Raw genomic sequence first — 19,308 nt, 5'->3', positions numbered from 1 at the left:
CGGTGAGGGAGAAGATGTCAACGCCTACCCGGGAACGCCTTGTCACCGCTGTCGCCGAACTGATGCGCACGCACGGGTACAGCGCGATCACGGTCAAGCAGATCACCGCCGCCGCCGACGCGCCGATGGGCTCGCTCTATCACCACTTCCCGCAGGGCAAACCGCAGATCGCCGCGGTGGCGCTGCGCGATTCCGGTGCCGCCTACATCCAGTTGCTGCCGCTGCTGATGGACCCGCACGAGGACCTCGCCGTCGCGGTGTCGTCCGCGTTCGCCGACGCCGCCCGCACGCTCGAGGAATCCGGGTGGATCAATATGTGTCCCGTCGGCACCGTGGCGGGCGAGATCGCCGACTCCGAACCGGACCTGCGGGAGGTGGTGGCCGAGGTCGTCGCGGACTGGATCGACCAGGGCACCACGTATTTCGTGCGACGTGGACTGGTCGAGGACGAAGCACGCGATCTTGTGCTGGCGATTCTGTCCGCACTGGAAGGGGCGTTCGTGCTCGGCCGGACCTTGCGCTCGGCCGAACCGCTGCTGGCGGCCGGGAATGCGATGCGGGCCCGGGTCGAGGCGGTGCTGATTCGGGCCGAGCCGTAGTTCTTACCGAGCGGGAAAGACGATGCGCGCCACCAGGGCTCGATGGTCGGCACCGGGCAGATCGACGGTTTCCACGTTCGTGGCGTGCGCGTCGGCGAGCAGGAAATGGTCGATGCCGACCAACGGGGGTATCGACTTGTCTGTGGGATAGGTGACCAGATGGCCCGCGCCCGCCTGGGCGGCCGCATCGGCGTAGCGACCCGAGGCGATAGCGCGGAACCGGGCATGGTCGTGGGTGGCATTGAAATCGCCGCCGACGAGCACCGGGCGATCGGCGGGCGCGCCGTCCAGCACCTGCCGGAGCCGGGACAGTTCATCGGCCCAGACACGTGTGTCGTAGATCGGCGGGACCGGGTGGAAGGCATACACCGAGACCGGACCGACCTCGGGAACGGTGGCAGTCGCCGAGATCTGGTTGAGGACGTATCCGTCGTATTCGACGGTGTCGGACAACGGGTACCGGCTCCAGATCCCGGTCCCACTCGCCGTCTGGCCGGGTGCCAGGTAGCGGTACGGGAGCAGGGCGTCCAGACCCGCACGACCCAGGTCGTCGACCGCAGGGCGGGTGAGCTCGTTGACGGTCAGCACGGCGATATCCCGCGCACGCACCTCGTTCACGAGCACCACCGGATCAGCACCGTCGAACAGCAGATTGGCCTGCATCGCCATGATCGCCGGCCCCTCGCCCCCACCATCGGCGAAGTACAGCGGTGCCTGGGACGCCAGACCGGCGGCGACCACGATCCCCGCCACCCCGGCAGCCACCCACTGCTTGATGCCCGCGAAACCAGCGGCCCCCACCACCGCACCGCACACCAGATACGGCGCCGCCGACGCCGCCAACACGACCCGCTCCACATCCCACCGCGAAAAATGCAACGCCACACCGGCGATTCCGGCCAGCGTCGCCACCCCGGCAACCACCCCGACCCCGATCCGAACAATCCGCGCGCTCACCAGGCCAGCCAACACGTGCAGCGAGACTTTCCGAACTCCGGGGTGCGCTCGGCGGGGACCTCACATTCGTTGTCGCTGTCTCGTCGGACTACCGAAAAGGTCCGAAAGTTGCGGAAGGAGACGCGGGATGTCGGGTGAGACCGAGATCAGGGAGTTCTTGGAAAGTCGTACCCGGGCGCACGAATCGAAGGATATCGACGCGGCGATGTCGTTCTATTCGGCGGATATCGTCTACTACGACGCTGTTGCGCCGCTGCGGTTTTCGGGGACCGAGGAGGTGCGGGCGAACTTTCTGCGGTGGTTCGACGGGTACGACGGGCCGATCGATCTGGAAACGCACGAGCTGACGATCGCCGTCGACGGGGACGTGGCCTTCGCCAATATGCTCCATCTCGATTCAGGGAAGCACAAGGGCGGCATCGAGTTGTCGATCTGGGTGCGCGAAACCGTCTGCCTCCGGCGGGTGGACGGCCGATGGGCGATCACGCACGAGCACATCTCGATTCCGATGAGCCCCAAAACCTTTCAGGTCTGGTGTGCGCCGAGCAAAGACGCGCCCGCCGATGCGGGCAGGACCGTCTTCGGTCTCGCTGCGAGGGCGCTGCTGGCGCGGTTCGGTACGCGCAGGACAGCCGGCGGGTCGGTGTGATCGAGACGACCACACCGACCCGCTCCGGCTTCGGCTAGGTGCGCGCGGGGCGTTCCGTGAGCAGCAGGGCGGCCGTCAGCACGACGAACAGCATGGCCGAAATATGCACGGTCAGCGCTGTCGTCACCGTTCCGCCGTGCGTCACCACGGCCAGCGCGTCACCGAACGGGATCACCGCATTGATCAGCACGATCCAGCCGAGAACGCGACGGTGGCCCAGGGCGAGCACGAGGAACGCCACCGCGGCGGTCGAGATGTCGCGCACGCCCTTGACGACGAAATAGCCGTCGGCATTGCCGGTGGGCCACGGCGCGATACCGAAACCGGCGGGCGAACTCTCGGGAGCGAGCAGGAAACTCAGCCCGAAATACAACGGTGCCGCCGCGCAGATCACGGCCATCACGGTGGTGACCCGATACCTCGTGACCACCTTTCGTCCCACTGTGCCGATCCGCATGCCCTGGGTGCTGATACTCATACTGTCCTGCCTTTCAACGGGTTTCGATATGAACGAGACTGCTCGCCGAGGTTTGGAAGGCAGTTGGAGCCGACTTGGAGCCGTGCGGGCAGGCGCGCGTACGATATGGCTGGTCATGGTCTTGATCCGGGTGTTGGGCTCGTTCGCGGCCGAGGTCGGCGGCGAACCGCTTCCCCTCGGTGGCCCGCGTCAACGCGGTGTGCTCGCACTGCTGGTGGCCGCGCGCGGGCAGGTCGTGCCGGTGGACCGGCTGGTCGAAGACCTCTGGCGCGGGGAAGCACCGTCGCGGGCGTTGGCGTCGTTGCAGGCGTATGTGTCGAACCTGCGCCGCCTGCTGGAACCGGACCGGCCACCCCGGGCACCGGCCCGCCTGCTGGTGAGCGCCGCACCCGGTTACGCGCTGCACCTGCCCAAACACGCCGTGGACGCCTGGCGGTTCGAGGAACTGCTCGAGCAAGCCCGCACACTCACCGATCCCGAGGACACGCGCGCCCGGCTCGACGAGGCATTGGCGCTGTGGCGTGGCCCCGCGTTCGCCGAGTTCGCCGACGAGCCGTGGGTGGTCGCCGAAACAGCACGGCTGCACGAGTTGCGCCTGGTCGCGCGCGAACTGCACATCGGGGCAGGTCTGCGCCTGGGCCGGGCCGCGACGGTCGTGCCCGACACCGAGACCCTCACTCGCGACGAACCCCTGCGCGAGGAAGGGTGGCGACTGCACGCACTGGCGCTGTGGGGCAGTGGGCGTCAGGCCGATGCGCTGACCGCACTGCGCCGCGCCCGAACCCTGTTCGCCGACGAGCTCGGCCTCGATCCGGGCCCGGACCTGGTGGAACTGGAAGAGGCGATCCTGGCTCAGCGCACGGACTTCCTGCGTGCGGCGGTCCCGGTGGCATCCTCGCAGCGGACAGCACTGCCCAGGAGCCGGAATGCGCCCGAAGATTCGGCAGGTGCGGTCGGCAGACGTGAGGTAGAGGTGGGCAAAGTCGGCCCCAGCGAAGTCCGCCCCGGCGCGTCCGGACCAGGTGCGGCCGACCCCGGTAAGAACTACCTCGGGAGCGCCGGATCACACTCAGTGGCAACGGCGTTCGGCAACGGCCGGTCGCCCACCCCGTTCGTCGGACGCGACCACGAACTCGCAGCCCTGACCAGAGCCGCCGAGCAAGCGATCACCGACGGCGCGAGAACCGCCCTGATCACCGGCGAAGCGGGACAGGGCAAGTCGACCCTGCTCGAGCACCTCGCCACGACACTCACCCGCGACGGATGGCTCGTAGCCGCCGGACGCTGCCCCGACGTCGACAGCGCACCACCGGCCTGGGCCTGGGTCGAAGTGCTGCGATCGATCGCCGAAAGTGCTGCGCCACAACCGTTCTCCGACGACCTGGCACCGCTGCTCGCGGATTCCGCACCCGCGCACGGCGATGCCGCAGCCGGACGATTCCGGCTCCGCCGAGCCGTATGGGCCCGGCTCGCCGCGGCCGCCACCGACCGTCCGGTCGCCGTCGTCCTGGACGACCTGCACTGGGCCGACGCCGCCACCCTGGAACTGCTCACCGGCGGCATCGACACCCGGGCCCCGATCCTGATCGTCGCCGCCTACCGTTCGGACGAAAGCGAACGTCTCACCGAAACACTCGCCACCCTGGCCCGCACCGCCCCGCTGCGGCTCGACCTGCCCGGACTCGACCACGACGCCGTCGCCGAACTCGTGCGGGCCGAATGCGACACCGACGACTCGACCGTGGCCGGAATCGCCGAAAGAACCGGCGGCAACCCCTTCTACGTGCGCGAGACCGCCCGCCTGCTCAACGGTGAAGGCGCACTGGTCGCGCTCTCGGAGGTTCCCGAGGGTGTCCGCGACGTGCTGCGGCGACGGCTCGCACGGCTGCCCGACAGCGGTGTGTCCGTGCTGCGGTTGGCGGCGGTGGCCGGTCGCGAATGCTCGGTCGAGGTGCTCGTGCGCGCCGCCGACACCGACGAGGACGGCGTGCTCGACGCCGTGGACGCGGGCGTCATCGCCGGGCTGCTCGACGAACCGGGGCCCGGTCGTGTCCGGTTCGTGCACGCCCTGGTCAGAGACACCCTGGTCACCGGTGTCAGCCGGGCGCGCACGACGAGGATGCATGCGCGGATCGCCGCGGCCCTGGAAGGCTCCGGCGATATCGTCGCCCTGGCCCACCACTGGGCGCGGGCTGGGTCGCCGAAAGCCGTCGGGTACTGCGTGCAAGCCGCGGAACTGGCCGAGGCGCGCTACGCCCACGATGTGGCGGTCGTCCTCCTCACCGATGCGGTCGCCGCTGCCCGCGAACCGGACGAACGGGTGGATCTGCTCGGCAGGTTGCTGCGAGCACAGGTCAGGGCCGGGTCCATCGCGGGCGCAAGGCGCACGCGCGAGGAGGCCGTGGAGTTCGCCGAGTCGCTGGGGCGTGAGGATCTGATGATCGCCGCGTTCACCGCCTGGACCGAACCGACACCGTGGCAGTCCCGGATGTACGGCACGGTCGACCGCCCCATCGTCGAACGGCTCGCCCGGTTGCTCACCCGCACCGATCTCGACCGCGAGGTGCGCGCACATCTGCTCATCGCCTACACCCACGAACTGGTCGGCGAAGACGATCCGACGGTCATGCCCGCGGCCCTGGAAGCACTCGAGTCGGCGACCTCCCCGGGTCTGCGCGCCGCCGCCCTGCTGATCCTGGCGCGCGCCTCGGGTCGGCAGGAGTACTCGCGGGAGCTCCTGGCTATCGGCACCGAACACGACCTGCCCGTGTACCGCATCACCGCCCTGCTCAACCTGGCCGCCGGTGCCGCCGCCGCCAACGATCCGACGACCATGCGTCGCGTCAGTGAACAAGCGCGCGACCTGGCCCGCGCCTACCGGATGCCCGAAGCGGTCGGCGCAGCCGAGATCGCCCTGGCGACACTGGTACTGATCGAGGGACGGTTCGCCGACGCCGAACGCCGCTACATCACAGCCACCCGACGCATGGAACGCGCCGGGTCGGTGCACGCCGCCGGGTTCCTCCGCATCGCACGCGCGGCGATCTGGATCAACGACGGCACCCTCGGCGCCCACCTGGACGAGGTCCGCGCCTTCCACGCCGCGCTCGGCCCGATGGTCACCGACCTGCTGACCCTGGCCCTGCACGCCGCGGGTCGCGGCGACGAGGTGGAGCCCGCACCACCGGCCCCGATCCGAGCCGACTTCTTCTTCACCTTCCTGACGAGCCTGCGCGCACTGGCCCTGATCGCCGTGAACGACCGCGACGGTGCCGAGCGGGTCTACACGGACCTGCTGCCACACCGCGACGGTCCCCCCGCGGGCGCGGAGAGCGTGTCGCTCGCCGTGCGCCCGGTCGCGTATGTGCTGGGCGAACTCGCCGTGTTCCTCGGTCGCGGCGACGAGGCGGCCGCGCATTTCGCTCGGGCAGCCGACATCGCCGAACGGTGGAACGCATCGCACTGGTCCACCGAAGCCAGGGCACGCGCCGCCGCGGCGATCCGCAGCTGACCACGCAGGTCACGGCGACGTCCGTTTCGGTTCCAACTCCCTTCCAAGTCGCACGAGCAGGCTGGAATCCATCAGCACTTGATGGAGGAGCGAATCATGAACACAGCCAGTACTTTCCGGGCCGCCGTTGTCCGCACACCCGCCGGGCCCGACACGATCGAGATCATCGACGTCCCCGTCGTTGAACCCGGACCCGGTGAGGTTCGGGTGGGCGTCGCGGCCGCACCCGTCAACCCCACCGACCTCGGTGTCGTCAGCGGCTTCTTCCACGATCTCGGGATGATCGACCAACCCGAACACACCGGACTGGGCTGGGACTTCGCCGGCACCGTCCTGGCCACCGGACCCGGTGTCGACCTGGCCGTGGGGACCCGAGTCGCCGGTGTCGTGCTCGGTTTCGACCGTGACTTCGGCACCTATGCCGAACAACTCGTCGTGCCCGTCACCGACCTCGCGGTCGTGCCGGACGAGCTCGACCTGGTCCCGGCGGCCACGGTGCCCCTGAGCGGTTTGAGCGCCGCACAGATCGTCGACATGCTCGGCGAGGCACCCTCCGACGGTGACCGGCTGCTGGTGATCGGCGCCGCCGGTGCCATCGGGGCCGGTGTCGCCGCGCTCGCCCCCGACCGCGGCTGGCGGGTCACCGGTCTGGCCAGAGCGGCCGACGAACAGTTCGTGCGTGGACTCGGCGCCGACTTCGTCACCGCGGTCGAGCCCGGGTGGGACGCGGTCGTCGACGCCACCCCGCAGCAGACGTGGGGCCTGAAACCGGTCCGCGACGGTGGAGTGTTCGTCGGTGTCCGGCCCAATATCGTGCCCGCGGTGGAGCGGGGGATCACCGTGAACGTGCTGATGGTGCGATCGGACGGACCACGCTTGGGGCAGTTGCTTGCCCTCGCCGCAGCCGGCCGATTGCCCACGCGGGTGCACGAGGTTCTGCCGCTGGACCGGGCCGCCGACGCCCACCGGGTCATGGCCGAGGGTGGGGCGCGCGGTCGTTACATGCTCGAGCCCTGAGCCCGGCCGGGCGCGGACAGGCCGAGGGTGGTTTCGAGGTGGTGTGCCCACCACTGTGCGTGCGCGTCGAAGGTCGCGGCGGCGTCGGTGAGCCCGGCGCTGCGCCGGAAAGCGCTGCCGTAGCGGACATCCATCGCCACGGCCTGATGCAGGGCCGCGACTGCGTGGCGGGTGTCGTCGAGGGAACTGCCCGGTGGGCGGGCACGGTGCAGGGCCTCGACGACGGGGTCGAGCATGCCGCTGCCCCGGTCACGCCATCCCGCGGCGTGCAGGGCGACGGCCAGATCGGCGTAGCCGCCGCGGTAGAAGTCGTGGAGTGCGGTGATGAGTGCGGGCAGGTCGGCGTTGTCGTCCAGCCACGCCGCGACGATGCTCGCGAGGCCCGCTCGGAGCCTGCGGCCGCCGTGCCGCAGGAGTTCGGTGAGCAGGGTCTGCCGGTTCCGGAAGTGATGGGTGACGCCCGCGTCGGTCATGCCGACGCGGGCGGCGACCGCACGGACCTGCACGGCCGCGGGCCCTCCCTCCGCCAGCAGCGTCGCGGCGGCATCGAGGATCGCCTGACGCGCCTCCTCCGGACGCCTCCGCACTCTCGGCACGCTCACATCGTCACATTACCTTGACCAGTCAAGGCAGCAAGGCCTACCGTTACCTGGACACGTCAAGGTTTGGGGTACCGCGATGATCCATACCGATATCGTCCTCGGCGACGCCACACTGCGCGCCACGGTCCGCGGCCACGGACCCACGGTCCTGCTGCTGCACGCCGGGGGAGAGCGTCGCGGCGTGTGGTCGCCGATCGCGGAACTGCTCGGGACGCGTGGCTACCGCACCGTTGCGGTCGACCTGCGCGGCCACGGCGAGAGTTCCGGACAGGTCACCACGCTTCGGCCGCTCGCCGACGACGTGGCCGCGCTGATCGGCCGTGAGTCCGGACCCGTTGTGGTCGCCGGAGCCTCCCTCGGCGGCTTCGCCGCCATGGCGGCGCTGGCCGAACCTGCCGTCCGGTCCAGGGTCGCCGGGCTGATCCTCGTGGACGTCGTTCCCGATCCGGACCCGGAGCCGACACGAACCTGGTTGCGCGAGCAGGGGTTCGGTGCAAGCCTCGAGGACCTCACCGACGACATCCTCGGATCCGGGCCCGCATTGCTCACCACCATCGGCGCAGTGGACCTGCCCATCCTGCTCGTGCGCGGCGGCCGCTCCTTCCTCGCCGACGACGATGTGCACCGTCTGCGCCGGGCGAACCGGCGCGTCACCACCGCCGTGATCGCCGAGGCAGGGCACCTGATTGCCCGCGACGCGCCGGAACATCTCGCGGATCTCATCGCGGTGCACGCCGATACCTGTCTCGACGAGGACACCGTGCGTGCGGCATTCGAATTCCAGCGAGCACTCGGCGCCGAACGCGTCGAACACCCAGGCGGGAACCTGCTCGATCACCTGCGGCGCGTACACACCATCACCGCCGAGTGGAACGCCCCACGACGCACCCGGCTCGCCGCGATCTGCCACGCCACCTACGGCACGGACGGATTTGCCACGGCACTCCTACCGACCACGCGGCGACACCGATTGACCGAGGTGATCGGTTGTCCTGCCGAGGAATCGGTCTACCTCTACGGCGCCTGCGCGCGCACACCGACCTACCGTGAACTCGGGAAACCGTCACTGCGGGTCACCGACCGCTTCACCGGCGGATCGATCACGATCACCGGGGCCGACCTACACGCCTTCGCCGTCCTCACCATCGCCAATGAGCTCGACGTGGCACGCCACGCCCGGCTCACACCGGAGATCCGGCAAGGAATCCGCGATCTCGTCACCGCCCTCACCCACCACGCACCGCGAGAGGCGGCGAAAGCGCTCGCAGACGAGGCGTTGGCCGCGACTGGGCGAGGCGCCTGAGGGCCTTGCCTCCGCTCGTCGCTACTCGGCGCCGGTGTAGAAGCCGGCCACGCGGTCGGCGACCGTGCGGGCAGTCGCCGGATCGGTACCGGCGGTGGCGTGCGCGTCGCCCCAGGCGCTCGCGGCGCGCCGGATGTACTCGGCGCCTTCCGGTGTGGACAGCAGCTTTTCCAGCTCCGCCGAGGTAGCCCTGTCGTCACCGGACAGGTACAAACCCACTGCCAGGAACGAGGTTTCCCAGCCGACGCCGGTGGCGCCGGGGCCGTAGGTTCGCCAGTGTTCGTTGTCCGGCACGGTGTGGGTGAGCTCGAGGGTCGCCCCGCCCTCGGTGCCGGTGATCGTCACCTCGACCACGCTCGTGTCGTCACCGTACTCCCAGGTGATGCGCAGCCGTGTCGGCGCGACGCATTCTTCGATGGTGCCGGTCGTTCCGCTGCCGTCGAGCCGGTAGCGGCCGCCCTCCCGCAGCTCACCACCGACCGGCTCGAACCACCGTGACAGCCGGTGCGGGTCCGTGCACGCGTCCCACAGGTCCTCGGCGGTCGTGTCGTAGGTCCGTGTGAGCCGCACCTGTTTCGACGGCCCGAGGTCTGTCATGGTGCGGTTGATCTGATCGATGATGTCGAGCATTGCTGTCTCCTTCAGCTGCGTCGCTCGCGTTTGCCGCGGGCGATCTCGGTGTCGAGGGCGTCGAGCCGGGTCTGCCACAGGTGGCGGAACCGGTCGAGCCATTCGTCGGCCTGACGCATACCGGCGCTGTCGACCGCGTAGAGGCGCCGGGTGCCTTCCGCGCGAACGGTCGCGAATCCGTTCTCCCGCAGTACCCGCAGGTGATGTGACACGGCGGGGTGGGAGATCGGGTATTCCTGTCGCACAGCGTCACTGATCGCGCCCGCACCGCATTCACCGGCGGCGAGCAGTTCCAGAATCCGGCGGCGAACCGGATCCCCGAGGATGTCCAAAGCGTGCACCCCCTTATTTAAGCACAAATTTAATTAAGCCAACATCTAAACACCGGGGTGATGCCTACGCGGGGCGCGTCGAGACGACGAACAGTGGTAGGAAAGGGGCGTGGTGGCATCTGGCGAAAATTCTGGAGTCGATCGACGGTCTCGCGCGGAAGACGAGGTGGTGGGGCTGGTCAGTACGCTGATCCGGTTCGACACCTCCAATACCGGTGAGCTCGCGACCACCAAGGGCGAACGAGAGTGTGCCGAGTGGGTCGCGGCGCAACTGCAGGAGGTGGGGTACGAGACCGAGTACGTCGAATCGGGAGCGCCGGGACGCGGCAATGTATTCGCCCGCCTGCGCGGGGCCGACCCGAGCCGGGGTGCGCTGATGATCCACGGGCATCTCGACGTGGTTCCCGCCGAGGCGGCCGACTGGAGCGTGCACCCGTTCTCGGGGGCCGTGCAGGACGGATACGTGTGGGGGCGCGGCGCGATCGACATGAAGGACATGGTCGGGATGACCCTGGCGCTGGCGCGCCAGTTCAAGGCCGAGGACACCGTGCCGCCGCGAGACCTGGTCTTCGCGTTCCTCGCCGACGAGGAGAACGGCGGCAAATGGGGCTCACAGTGGCTGGTCGACAACCGGCCCGACCTGTTCGACGGCGTCACCGAAGCCGTCGGTGAGGTCGGCGGGTTCTCGCTGACCGTGCCGCGCCCGGACGGCACCGAACGCCGGCTGTACCTGGTGGAGACGGCCGAGAAGGGCCTGGGCTGGATGCGGTTGCGGGCCAAGGCTCGCGCGGGCCACGGGTCGTTCCTGCACGAGGACAACGCGGTCACCATCCTGGCCGACGCGGTGGCCCGGCTCGGGAAACACACCTTCCCCGTGGTGCTCTCGGACTCGGTAGCCGAATTCCTGGCCGCCGTCACCGAGGAAACCGGCCTGCAGTTCGACCCGAACAGCCCCGACATCGAAGGTCAGCTCGCCAAGCTGGGCACCATCTCCCGCATCATCGGTGCCACCCTGCGCGACACCGCCAACCCGACGATGCTCTCGGCCGGGTACAAGGCCAACGTGATCCCGCAGACCGCCGAGGCCGTCGTCGACTGCCGGGTGGTGCCGGGACGTCAGGCCGCGTTCGAACGCGAGGTCGACGAACTGATCGGCCCCGACGTGGAACGCGAGTGGATCACCAAACTCGACTCCTACGAAACCACCTTCGACGGCCACCTCGTCGACGCCATGAACGACGCGGTACTGGCCAACGACCCCAACGGGCGAACCGTGCCCTACATGCTCTCCGGCGGCACCGACGCGAAAGCGTTCGCCCGCTTGGGAATCCGCTGCTTCGGTTTCGCGCCGCTGCAGCTGCCGCCGGACCTCGACTTCACCGCCCTGTTCCACGGCGTCGACGAACGGGTACCGGTGCAGTCCCTGGAATTCGGCACCCGGGTGCTGGAACACTTCCTGCTGAACAGCTGAACCCGCGGGGCCCAGCCGCCAACAACACAGAGAGGCCGCTATGACCTACAACCCGTACGACGCGCTGCCGACGGTGCCGTCGTTCACTCTCACCTCCACCGACATCACCGACGGTCAGCCGCTGGCCAACGATCAGGTCTCCGGGGTGTTCGGCGCGGGTGGCAAGGACATCTCCCCGCAGCTGAGCTGGTCCGGATTCCCCGAGGGCACACAGAGTTTCGCGGTCACCGTGTACGACCCGGACGCCCCGACCGCGTCGGGATTCTGGCACTGGGCGGTCGCCAACATCCCCGCCTCGGTGACCTCGCTCGACACCGGTGCGGGTAGTGAGGGTGGCACCCTGCCCGCCGGTGCGGTGTCGTTGCGCAACGACGGCGGGTTCCCCGGATTCGTCGGCGCGGGTCCGCCGAAAGGCCATGGGCCGCACCGGTATTTCGTGGTCGTGCACGCCGTCGACGTGCCCGAACTCGAAGTCGGCCCCGACGCGACCCCGGCCTACCTCGGGTTCAACCTGTTCTTCCACACCCTGGGCCGCGCCACCCTCGTCGGCACCTACGAACAGCACTGAAAACACCGGTGGCCCCGCACGGATGCGGGGCCACCGGTTCTTTCGGACCTACTTCACGTTCACGACGCCCGCGGGCGGTTCGGCCGCGTAGAGCTCGGCGATCCGGTCGGCGTATTTGTTCGCGATCGGAGTGCGCTTGAGCGACATCTTCGGGGTCAGCTCGTCACCACCGGGCTCCCACAGCGTCTCCACGATGTGGAACCGCTTCACCTGCTCCACCCGCGACAGCTTGCGGTTGCCCGCGAGCACCGCCTCCTTGACCTCCTCGATGATCTCGGGGCGCCGTGACAGTTCGGCCAGGGTGGCGTCGGTGGCACCGAATTCCTTGGCGCGCAGGGCGGCGACATCGGGATCGAGCATGACCAGGGCGGTGATGTAGGGGCGGGCGTCGCCGATCGCGACGGCCTGACCGATCATCGACGAGGCCGCCTTCATGGCGTTCTCGATATTGGAGGGGGCGATGTTCTTGCCCGCCTCGCTGATGATGAGCTCCTTCTTGCGGTCGACGATGCGCAGGTAGCCGTCGGCGTCGAGCGTGCCCACATCGCCGGTGTGCAGCCAGCCCGCGTCGTCGATGGCTTCGGCGGTCTTGTCGGGCATATTGCGGTAACCGCGGGTGATGATCGGGCCACGGATGAGGACCTCGCCGTCGGCGTCCAACCGCAACTCGACCCCGTCCATGACGCGACCGACCGAACCGGGGCGCGGTTTGTCGATCTCGGTGAACGTGCCGACACCCGAGGTCTCCGACATGCCCCACACCTCGCTCACCGAGAAGCCGAGGCCGAGGAAGTACTCGAGAGTCTCCGGCGGCACCGGGGCGGCACCGGAGGCGGCGACCTTCAGTTCGGCGAAACCGAGCGCGTCACGCAGCTTCGACAGCACCAGCGCGTCGGCGATCTTGTGCTGCACACCGAGCAGCAGCGACGAGCCCTCGCCCGCCAGCTTGGCGCGCGCGTCGGCGACGCCGACACCGATGGCCCAGTTGGCCAGCGCCTTCTTCACCGGGCTCGGTTCCACGGCGAGCTTGTTCTCGATACCGGTCTTGATCTTCTGCCACACCCGTGGCACGCCGAAGAACACCGTCGGGCGGGCGTCGGGCAGGGCGGCGGCGATCTCGCGCGGATCCGGGACGGTGGTGATCTGCACACCGGTGAGCAGGCTGATCGCGTGCGCGGAAATGCGGTCGGCGACGTGGGCGGCGGGCAGGTACGACACCGCGCGGTCGTCGAAACCGACCGGCAGCGGGCCGGAAACCAGGCCGACGACCTGGGCGATCACGTTGCTGTGGGTGAGCTCCACGCCCTTGGGCGGGCCGGTGGTGCCCGAGGTGTAGATGAGAGTGGCCAGGTCGCCGGGCTCCACGGCCTGCCAGGCGGCGTCGAAATCGAAGTCCGGCAGCGGGTCCGATTCGAGCTGGGCGAGTGACACGGTGTTCTCGGCGGTGCCGTCGACGAGGACCGTGTGCGCGATCTCGGCGCCGGATTCCCGGATCGCATCGAGGAAGGCCTGCTCGGTGATGACGACCTGGTTGCCCGCGTTGGCGAACACGTGCGCGATCTGCTCCGGCGAGCTGGTGTTGTACACCGAGAACGGGGTGGCGCCCAGGTGCAGCGCGGCGGTGTCGACCAGGTTGAACTCGGGCCGGTTGGTGAGCATGATGCCCACCGAATCACCGTGTCCGACACCGAGTTTCGCCAGGCCGGCGGCCAGCGCGCGCACCCGGGTGGCGTATTCGGACCAGGTGATCTCCTGGGTGCCGCCGACGGTGCGCAGCGCGATCTGGCCGGGCCGCAAGGCGGCGGTCTGCTGGAAGGCGGCGGGTACGGTGTGCACCGTGACCCCGGAAGCGTGCGCGAAACCGATCTCTGTCATATCCCTGTTCCCATAGGCCGAGCTGAAGTGCCGAACCAATGAGACGACTTTCCTCACATCATCTCGAGGCGAAGACGTCAAAAGTGGCACGGCTCACATATCGTAGCCGGATATCGGGAATCCCGGGGCGTTTACCTGCGGCGACCGGGCCACCACCACATCCGGCGGCGGGTGCCGGCGACCAGATCGTCGACGGGGATGGTGTGGTGCCGGTGCACGCGTTTGGCCTGCAGATACCGTCTGCCGCGGGCCGAGGAAAGGGTGATCGTCAGCGGTACCGGGTCCACCTCGATGCCAGCATCGGTCAGCGCCCGGCACTTGTCGGGGTTGTTGGTCAGCAGGCGAACCCGGCGCAAGCCAAGCTCGGAGAGCGCGTCAGCGGCGGGTGCGAAACGGCGGGTGTCGGCGGGAAGGCCGAGGCGCTCGTAAGCCTGGAACGTGTCCGCGCCCGACAATTCGCTCTCCCGGTACCCCCTGGCCTTCCAGATCAGGCCGGCGCCGCGCCCCTCCTGCTCCAGATAGACCAGCACACCACTGCCCTCGGCTTGGATGCGGTCCATCGCGGTGCGCAGTTCGGCGCCGCAGTCGCAGTCGTCGGAGCCCAGGCTTTCGCCGTAGAGGCAGCGTGAATGCACCCGCACCAGGCAACCGTCGCCGGGATCACCGAAGACCAGCAGATGCCCGCCGTCATCGGGGTCGGCGATCTCGACGACCCGAACCGGAAGCTGCCCGCCCGCGCGGCCCAAACGGTGGGCGGTGTCGGACCCGGCGCGTGTGCTCGCGGCACTGCCGAACGACAGGATGGTCAACGATCCTCCGAGGTGGGACGGGGTGCGGTGCGACGCCGCGACTTTACCCCCGGATCAGGTGCGCGGCGCGTACAGGCGCACGATGCGGTCGATGTCGTCGACACCGGGCATGGTCACCGCGACCGCACCCAGCTTCTGGGTAGGAATCATCGCGGCGGTGGCCCACGCGAAATCGGCTGCGGTGAGCGCGGTTCGGCTGTTCACCAGCCGATGCGCCAGCGCCCCGGTGAACGCCGCCGCCGCACCGACGGAGGCCTTGAGCACCTGCGGGAAGTGGTCGATGACGGTGTTCACCGTGTCGGAGGCGACCACGCACTGGAAGTTCTCGACCGTGCACACGGTGCCGACGCCGAGCCCGCGCAGTAACCGGGCGATGTCGTCACCGGACTCGGCGGGCACGTCGGGCAGCAGCGCGGCGAGTTCGGCGGCCGTACCGACGAGGTAGTCGACGGCGCCGAAATGCTGGTACAGCCCTTGGGGAACCGGCATCGACGGGGTGGGACACACGATCACGGGCGGTTTGGGTTGCAGCTGCGACACCGTGGCCAGCACCTGTTCGATCAGCGCCGGGGGCTGCTCGAAACTCAGGATCACCACATCCGAGGACCCGAGGGCGGCACGCAGCTCGGGGCGGTGCAGGTCCTCGTCCTGCAACTGCACGCGGGTGTCGCGGCAGCCGATCATCCGCGATTCGCCGTTGGGAGCCAGCACGACGGCGGTCACCAGCGACGGCGCGAACAGGACCACCTTCACCAGATCCAGGTGCACGCGCTCGGTTTCGAGGAACTCACGGATGCGGCGGCCGTACTCGTCGTCACCGACCGCGCACACCAGGTGCACGTCGATACCGAGCCGGGCCGCCGCGACCGCCCGGTTGAGGCCTTTGCCGCCGGGATGACCGGTGAAGCTGCCGCTGGCCGCGCTGGTCGCGGTGGGAAAGTCGTCCACCCGGTACAGGTGGTCGATCACCGCGTCACCGAACACCGTCACCACCCCGCGCTGGGCGGGCGGCGGCGCGGTCGGCGCGGGTGTGGCGGGCTGAGCCATCGGATAGCCCGAGTCGGCGGCGAGCAACCCGGCCAGCGCGGTGAACGCGGCGTGTTCGGCGACGGTGCGCAGGCGTTTGACGGTGGGAGTCTCGGGGATCGGGTCGACATCGAGCAGGGTGTGCAACGCGACCCACTGTTCGGTCAAGGCCTCTCGACGTTCGCCGAGGTTGTCCGCATACAGGCGATCGACATCGACACCGACGCCCGGCCGGTCCCGCCACAACCCCAGACACAGGGCGGCATCGACGATGAGCCGATCGGTCGGGGCGAGCCACTGGGCGACCTCGCGCACCACGGGCAGGATCGCGGCTTCGACACTGTCACCGGTGCGCCTGGCGTGCCTGCGCACCGACAGCAGCTCGAGCAGCGGCGCGGCGTCGATTTCGGTGTGGCGCAAGCGTTCCGCGCTCAGGCCGGAGTATTTGCCGAGGCGGGTGAGAATGCTGCGGATAGCGGCGACACGGGCGTCTTGGGGAACCATCGACATGTCTGCCTCCCGTCACCTGACGACCCGCGACCACGCGGTCGCCGGACTGCGATCGCCACAATGCCGGGTTTGCCACGCCCGGTTTGCGGCAATTACCTCTCTACAATGGCAATTGACCCGGACAAAAGGCAAATGCCACACTGGGTTACGGGGGAGCGCCCGCCCCGCCGGACACCCGGACAGGTGAAGCGCCCGCCGGGGAAGGCAGGTCCGCGATGATTTTCCGCACCGACGACACCATGCGCAGCGACCGCACACCGGAATACGCCGAACGCGTCGGCCCCGATTCCTGGATCCTGAGCTGGTTGCCCGGCCATCTGCTCACCACGGAACAGGCTCGCGCGGGCATGGAACTGGACGAACTCGTCAGCGATCTCGGCATGGCCTACGACCGCATCGCCCACGCCGAGATCAGCGCCCGCGCCGACATCCTCGGCATGATGTGGCAGCAGGCGCTGATCAAACTGGCCAAACGGCTCGACGCCCGCGCCGGACGCGAACCCGCGGGCGAATCGTTCCACGACCCACCCGACCGCCGGGTCGGGTGGGGGCCGCCGAAACTGCCGCACGGCGACCGTGCGCGGAATGTGTACTACGGCTGAGGCTCAGGCCTTCGCGGTGCGGTGTTCGGCGCCGACGGCTTGGGCCAGCGAGGTGAAACCGCCCGCGCGCAGGTTGGCGGCGATGCCGCGATGGATGCGGGTGGTCCAGAAGGGGCCGCCGTAGATGAAACCGGTGTAGCCCTGCAGCAGGGTGGCACCGGCGAGGATGCGCTCCCAGGCCTGCTCGGGGGTTTCGATACCGCCCACCGAGATCAGGACGAGCTTGTCGCCCACGCGGGCGTAGAGGCGGCGCAGGACCTGCAGGGAACGCTCGGCCACCGGGGCGCCGGACAGCCCGCCCGCGCCCATCGCCTCGACCTCGGCGGCGGGAGTCTTCAGGCCGTCGCGGCGGATGGTGGTGTTGGTGGCGACGATGCCGGCCAGACCCAGCTCGACGGCGAGGTCGGCGACGGCGTCGATGTCGTCGTCGGACAGGTCGGGGGCGATCTTCACCAGCACCGGCACCGACACCACCTCGAGCACGGCCGCCAGGATCGGGCGCAACGATTCGACCGCCTGTAGATCGCGCAGGCCGGGGGTGTTGGGGGAGGACACATTGACCACGACGAAGTCGGCCAGCGGACCGAGCAGGCGCGCGCTGGTCGCGTAATCGGCTGCGGCCGCATCGGGTTCGACGACCTTGGTCTTACCGATGTTCGCGCCGATCGGCACCGTGGGGTGCGCGCCGTGCAGGCGGGCGGCCGCGGCGGCCGCGCCGTGATTGTTGAAACCCATGCGGTTGATCAGGCCGCGATCGGCCGACACCCGGAACAGGCGCGGCGCCGGATTACCGGGCTGGGCCTGGGCGGTGACGGTACCGATCTCGGCGAACCCGAAACCGAGCGACCCCCAGGTATTCGCGCCGTCGGCGTTCTTGTCGAAACCGGCGGCCAACCCGAGCGGCGCGGGGAAATCGACACCGAACGCGGTGGTCGCCAGGATCGGGTCCTCGACGACGGTGAGCTTGCGCGCCAGCCACCGAGTGGGCGGGAACCAGGTCGCGAACCGCAGGGCCGCGAACACCAGGTGGTGCACCCGCTCCGGCGGGATCAGGAACATCAAACGTAATAGCAGGGCGTACATGGGTCGGCTCACAATCCGGGTTCGGGCACAGGGAGGACGGCGGTCTTGCGGCGGCGCAACAACACCCGGCGGCTGCCGTCGGTGTAGGCGCGCACCCGCGACAGTTCCCAGCCACCGAATTCGGCCTGGATGGCCAACCGCATGGAGGCGGAGACCCGGGTGACCTCCGGTGGCAGGCGAAGCGGCACGTATTCGTAATCGTCGTTGCTGGTCTCCCAGCTCGGGGGAGTCGCCATCACAACCCTCTCTTCCGCTGTCCGGCCCCGATCCGCTGCAGACCCTCGCCCGCGGCCGAGGCGACGAACAGGTCGCCGGTGCGTTCGTCGACGGCGATCGCGTCGGGCTGACGCACGGTGGTCAAGCGGTCGACCTCGATACCGATGCCGGTCGACAGGTCGTACCCGACGACCTCGTTGCTCTCTGTGCACGACACCCAGACCGTGTCCGAGCGCGGATCGTAGGCCAGGGCGTAAGGCGCCGATGCTACCGGGAAACGCTGACGCAGCACGAGCGGACCGGCCGAGTAGACGAGCAGTTCACCGCCGTCGGTGTCGGCGACGACGATGCGGCCGTGCGGGTCGGCCATGGCGTTGGTCGCGCCGTCGCCCGCGCGCAGCATCAGGCCGAGCGCGTCGGTGCCGACACCGACGACGGCCGTCTGGCTGCGGTCCAGGACGGTGATGTCGTCGCCGGTGACCGCGAGCGCGTCGGCCGAGACCAGACCGGTGACGGTGCGGGTGACGGCGCCGGTGGGATCGAGGACGCGCACGGTGCCGTCGGCGGTGCCCACGACCAGGCTCGCGTCGGGCCGGATCTGCACACTGCGCACGTCACCCTCGACGGGCAGTTCGGTGACCGCGCCCGAATCGGCACGCACACGCAGTACCCGGCGGTCGGCGGCGACGAGCACCTCTCCGGCCGTCCCCTGCGCCAGGGCGGTGCCCGCGACGGGCAGGGTGACCCGCTGGGTGCCCGCCGAGTCGATCAGGGCGAGCGTCGTGCCCGCGGTGTCGAGCGCGGCGAGCCGACCGGTCGCCCGTTCGGCCAGTAGCGCTTTCGTTGCCGGAAGCGGCGTGACACTCCCGGCCGGGACACCTGCCACGACGGGCGAGACCGCGGCGGTCGCCGGTTCCCTGGTCGGCACAGAGGGACCGCTGTCCTCACCCGCGCAACCGGTGGCCACCACAAGTGCCGCCAGCAACGTCGAGGCGACCGAGCCACGAAGGCGCATGCACCGAACTCCTTCAATTCCGCACGAGATGACCGCAGATCACCATCTGACCATG

Annotated in this window: 19 protein-coding genes; 8 read left to right on the top strand and 11 right to left on the bottom strand. The window is 69.3% G+C overall.

The features are described 5' to 3' along the window. The first annotated feature begins 14 nt into the window (after positions 1–14). Positions 15–599: a TetR/AcrR family transcriptional regulator gene (locus AB0I19_RS04480; RefSeq protein WP_357144323.1), complete on the top strand. Its 585-nt coding sequence runs from the start codon at positions 15–17 to the stop codon at positions 597–599. Positions 600–602: 3 nt separating this feature from the next. Here AB0I19_RS04480 and AB0I19_RS04475 read toward each other — a convergent pair whose 3' ends face one another. After that, on the bottom strand, positions 603–1,556 hold the full coding sequence (locus tag AB0I19_RS04475) for an endonuclease/exonuclease/phosphatase family protein (RefSeq protein ID WP_357144321.1): 954 nt from the start codon (positions 1,554–1,556) through the stop codon (positions 603–605). Positions 1,557–1,683: 127 nt separating this feature from the next. Between AB0I19_RS04475 and AB0I19_RS04470 the strand changes: the two genes are divergently transcribed. Then, positions 1,684–2,205, top strand: a complete 522-nt coding sequence (locus AB0I19_RS04470) for a nuclear transport factor 2 family protein (RefSeq protein ID WP_357144318.1) — start codon at positions 1,684–1,686, stop codon at positions 2,203–2,205. A gap of 34 nt (positions 2,206–2,239) precedes the next feature. Here AB0I19_RS04470 and AB0I19_RS04465 read toward each other — a convergent pair whose 3' ends face one another. Further along, complete coding sequence (locus AB0I19_RS04465; RefSeq protein WP_357144315.1) at positions 2,240–2,683, bottom strand: DUF4267 domain-containing protein; 444 nt, start codon at positions 2,681–2,683, stop codon at positions 2,240–2,242. 115 nt (positions 2,684–2,798) lie between these two features. Here AB0I19_RS04465 and AB0I19_RS04460 point away from each other — a divergent pair, with 115 nt between their 5' ends. After that, positions 2,799–6,194, top strand: a complete 3,396-nt coding sequence (locus AB0I19_RS04460) for a BTAD domain-containing putative transcriptional regulator (RefSeq protein WP_357144312.1) — start codon at positions 2,799–2,801, stop codon at positions 6,192–6,194. Positions 6,195–6,290: 96 nt separating this feature from the next. Beyond that, complete coding sequence (locus AB0I19_RS04455) at positions 6,291–7,211, top strand: zinc-binding dehydrogenase (protein ID WP_357144309.1); 921 nt, start codon at positions 6,291–6,293, stop codon at positions 7,209–7,211. On the opposite strand, the gene AB0I19_RS04450 is transcribed toward AB0I19_RS04455, so the two are convergent. After that, positions 7,193–7,813, bottom strand: coding sequence for a TetR family transcriptional regulator (locus AB0I19_RS04450; RefSeq protein WP_357144306.1), 621 nt, complete (start codon positions 7,811–7,813; stop codon positions 7,193–7,195). The two genes, AB0I19_RS04455 and AB0I19_RS04450, sit on opposite strands and share 19 nt — an antisense overlap. A gap of 76 nt (positions 7,814–7,889) precedes the next feature. Here AB0I19_RS04450 and AB0I19_RS04445 point away from each other — a divergent pair, with 76 nt between their 5' ends. Beyond that, the gene (locus AB0I19_RS04445) at positions 7,890–9,116 is read left to right on the top strand and encodes an alpha/beta hydrolase (RefSeq protein WP_357144304.1); all 1,227 of its coding nucleotides are present in this window, start codon (positions 7,890–7,892) and stop codon (positions 9,114–9,116) included. A gap of 21 nt (positions 9,117–9,137) precedes the next feature. On the opposite strand, the gene AB0I19_RS04440 is transcribed toward AB0I19_RS04445, so the two are convergent. Both AB0I19_RS04440 and AB0I19_RS04435 read right to left on the bottom strand, forming a co-directional pair. Beyond that, positions 9,138–9,746: an SRPBCC family protein gene (locus tag AB0I19_RS04440; protein WP_357144302.1), complete on the bottom strand. Its 609-nt coding sequence runs from the start codon at positions 9,744–9,746 to the stop codon at positions 9,138–9,140. Positions 9,747–9,757: 11 nt separating this feature from the next. After that, the gene (locus AB0I19_RS04435) at positions 9,758–10,087 is read right to left on the bottom strand and encodes a metalloregulator ArsR/SmtB family transcription factor (protein ID WP_181695986.1); all 330 of its coding nucleotides are present in this window, start codon (positions 10,085–10,087) and stop codon (positions 9,758–9,760) included. A gap of 100 nt (positions 10,088–10,187) precedes the next feature. On the opposite strand from AB0I19_RS04435, the gene AB0I19_RS04430 reads away from it, so the two are divergent. Together AB0I19_RS04430 and AB0I19_RS04425 are read left to right on the top strand one after the other, a co-directional pair. After that, positions 10,188–11,549 (top strand): M20/M25/M40 family metallo-hydrolase, encoded by a 1,362-nt coding sequence (locus AB0I19_RS04430; RefSeq protein WP_357144299.1) that lies wholly within the window; start codon positions 10,188–10,190, stop codon positions 11,547–11,549. 40 nt (positions 11,550–11,589) lie between these two features. Then, positions 11,590–12,117 (top strand): YbhB/YbcL family Raf kinase inhibitor-like protein, encoded by a 528-nt coding sequence (locus AB0I19_RS04425; protein ID WP_357144296.1) that lies wholly within the window; start codon positions 11,590–11,592, stop codon positions 12,115–12,117. A 48-nt stretch (positions 12,118–12,165) separates the two neighbouring features. On the opposite strand, the gene AB0I19_RS04420 is transcribed toward AB0I19_RS04425, so the two are convergent. From AB0I19_RS04420 to AB0I19_RS04410, 3 genes are all read right to left on the bottom strand, one after another. Then, positions 12,166–13,992, bottom strand: coding sequence for a long-chain fatty acid--CoA ligase (locus tag AB0I19_RS04420; RefSeq protein ID WP_357144293.1), 1,827 nt, complete (start codon positions 13,990–13,992; stop codon positions 12,166–12,168). Between the two features lie 131 nt (positions 13,993–14,123). Beyond that, positions 14,124–14,801, bottom strand: a complete 678-nt coding sequence (locus AB0I19_RS04415) for a GTP cyclohydrolase II (protein ID WP_357144290.1) — start codon at positions 14,799–14,801, stop codon at positions 14,124–14,126. 54 nt (positions 14,802–14,855) lie between these two features. Beyond that, positions 14,856–16,337 (bottom strand): PfkB family carbohydrate kinase, encoded by a 1,482-nt coding sequence (locus AB0I19_RS04410; protein WP_357144287.1) that lies wholly within the window; start codon positions 16,335–16,337, stop codon positions 14,856–14,858. Between the two features lie 215 nt (positions 16,338–16,552). Between AB0I19_RS04410 and AB0I19_RS04405 the strand changes: the two genes are divergently transcribed. Continuing rightward, on the top strand, positions 16,553–16,939 hold the full coding sequence (locus AB0I19_RS04405) for a hypothetical protein (protein ID WP_357144284.1): 387 nt from the start codon (positions 16,553–16,555) through the stop codon (positions 16,937–16,939). A gap of 3 nt (positions 16,940–16,942) precedes the next feature. Here AB0I19_RS04405 and AB0I19_RS04400 read toward each other — a convergent pair whose 3' ends face one another. The 3 genes from AB0I19_RS04400 to AB0I19_RS04390 are packed head-to-tail and all read right to left on the bottom strand — an operon-like array spanning position 16,943 to position 19,253. Next, a complete protein-coding gene (locus AB0I19_RS04400) occupies positions 16,943–18,022 on the bottom strand; it encodes a quinone-dependent dihydroorotate dehydrogenase (protein ID WP_067638349.1) in 1,080 nt (359 codons plus the stop codon). Between the two features lie 8 nt (positions 18,023–18,030). Continuing rightward, the gene (locus AB0I19_RS04395; protein ID WP_067638350.1) at positions 18,031–18,258 is read right to left on the bottom strand and encodes a DUF5703 family protein; all 228 of its coding nucleotides are present in this window, start codon (positions 18,256–18,258) and stop codon (positions 18,031–18,033) included. Continuing rightward, positions 18,258–19,253, bottom strand: coding sequence for a hypothetical protein (locus tag AB0I19_RS04390; protein ID WP_357144282.1), 996 nt, complete (start codon positions 19,251–19,253; stop codon positions 18,258–18,260). Before AB0I19_RS04390 ends, AB0I19_RS04395 begins: the two co-directional genes overlap by 1 nt. Positions 19,254–19,308: the final 55 nt, after the last annotated feature.

Source organism: Nocardia sp. NPDC050413 (assembly GCF_040655475.1).
Lineage (GTDB): Bacteria > Actinomycetota > Actinomycetes > Mycobacteriales > Mycobacteriaceae > Nocardia > Nocardia coubleae.
The sequence above is the reverse complement of the archived record's forward strand: the minus strand, read 5'-3'. Positions and strand labels throughout refer to the sequence as shown.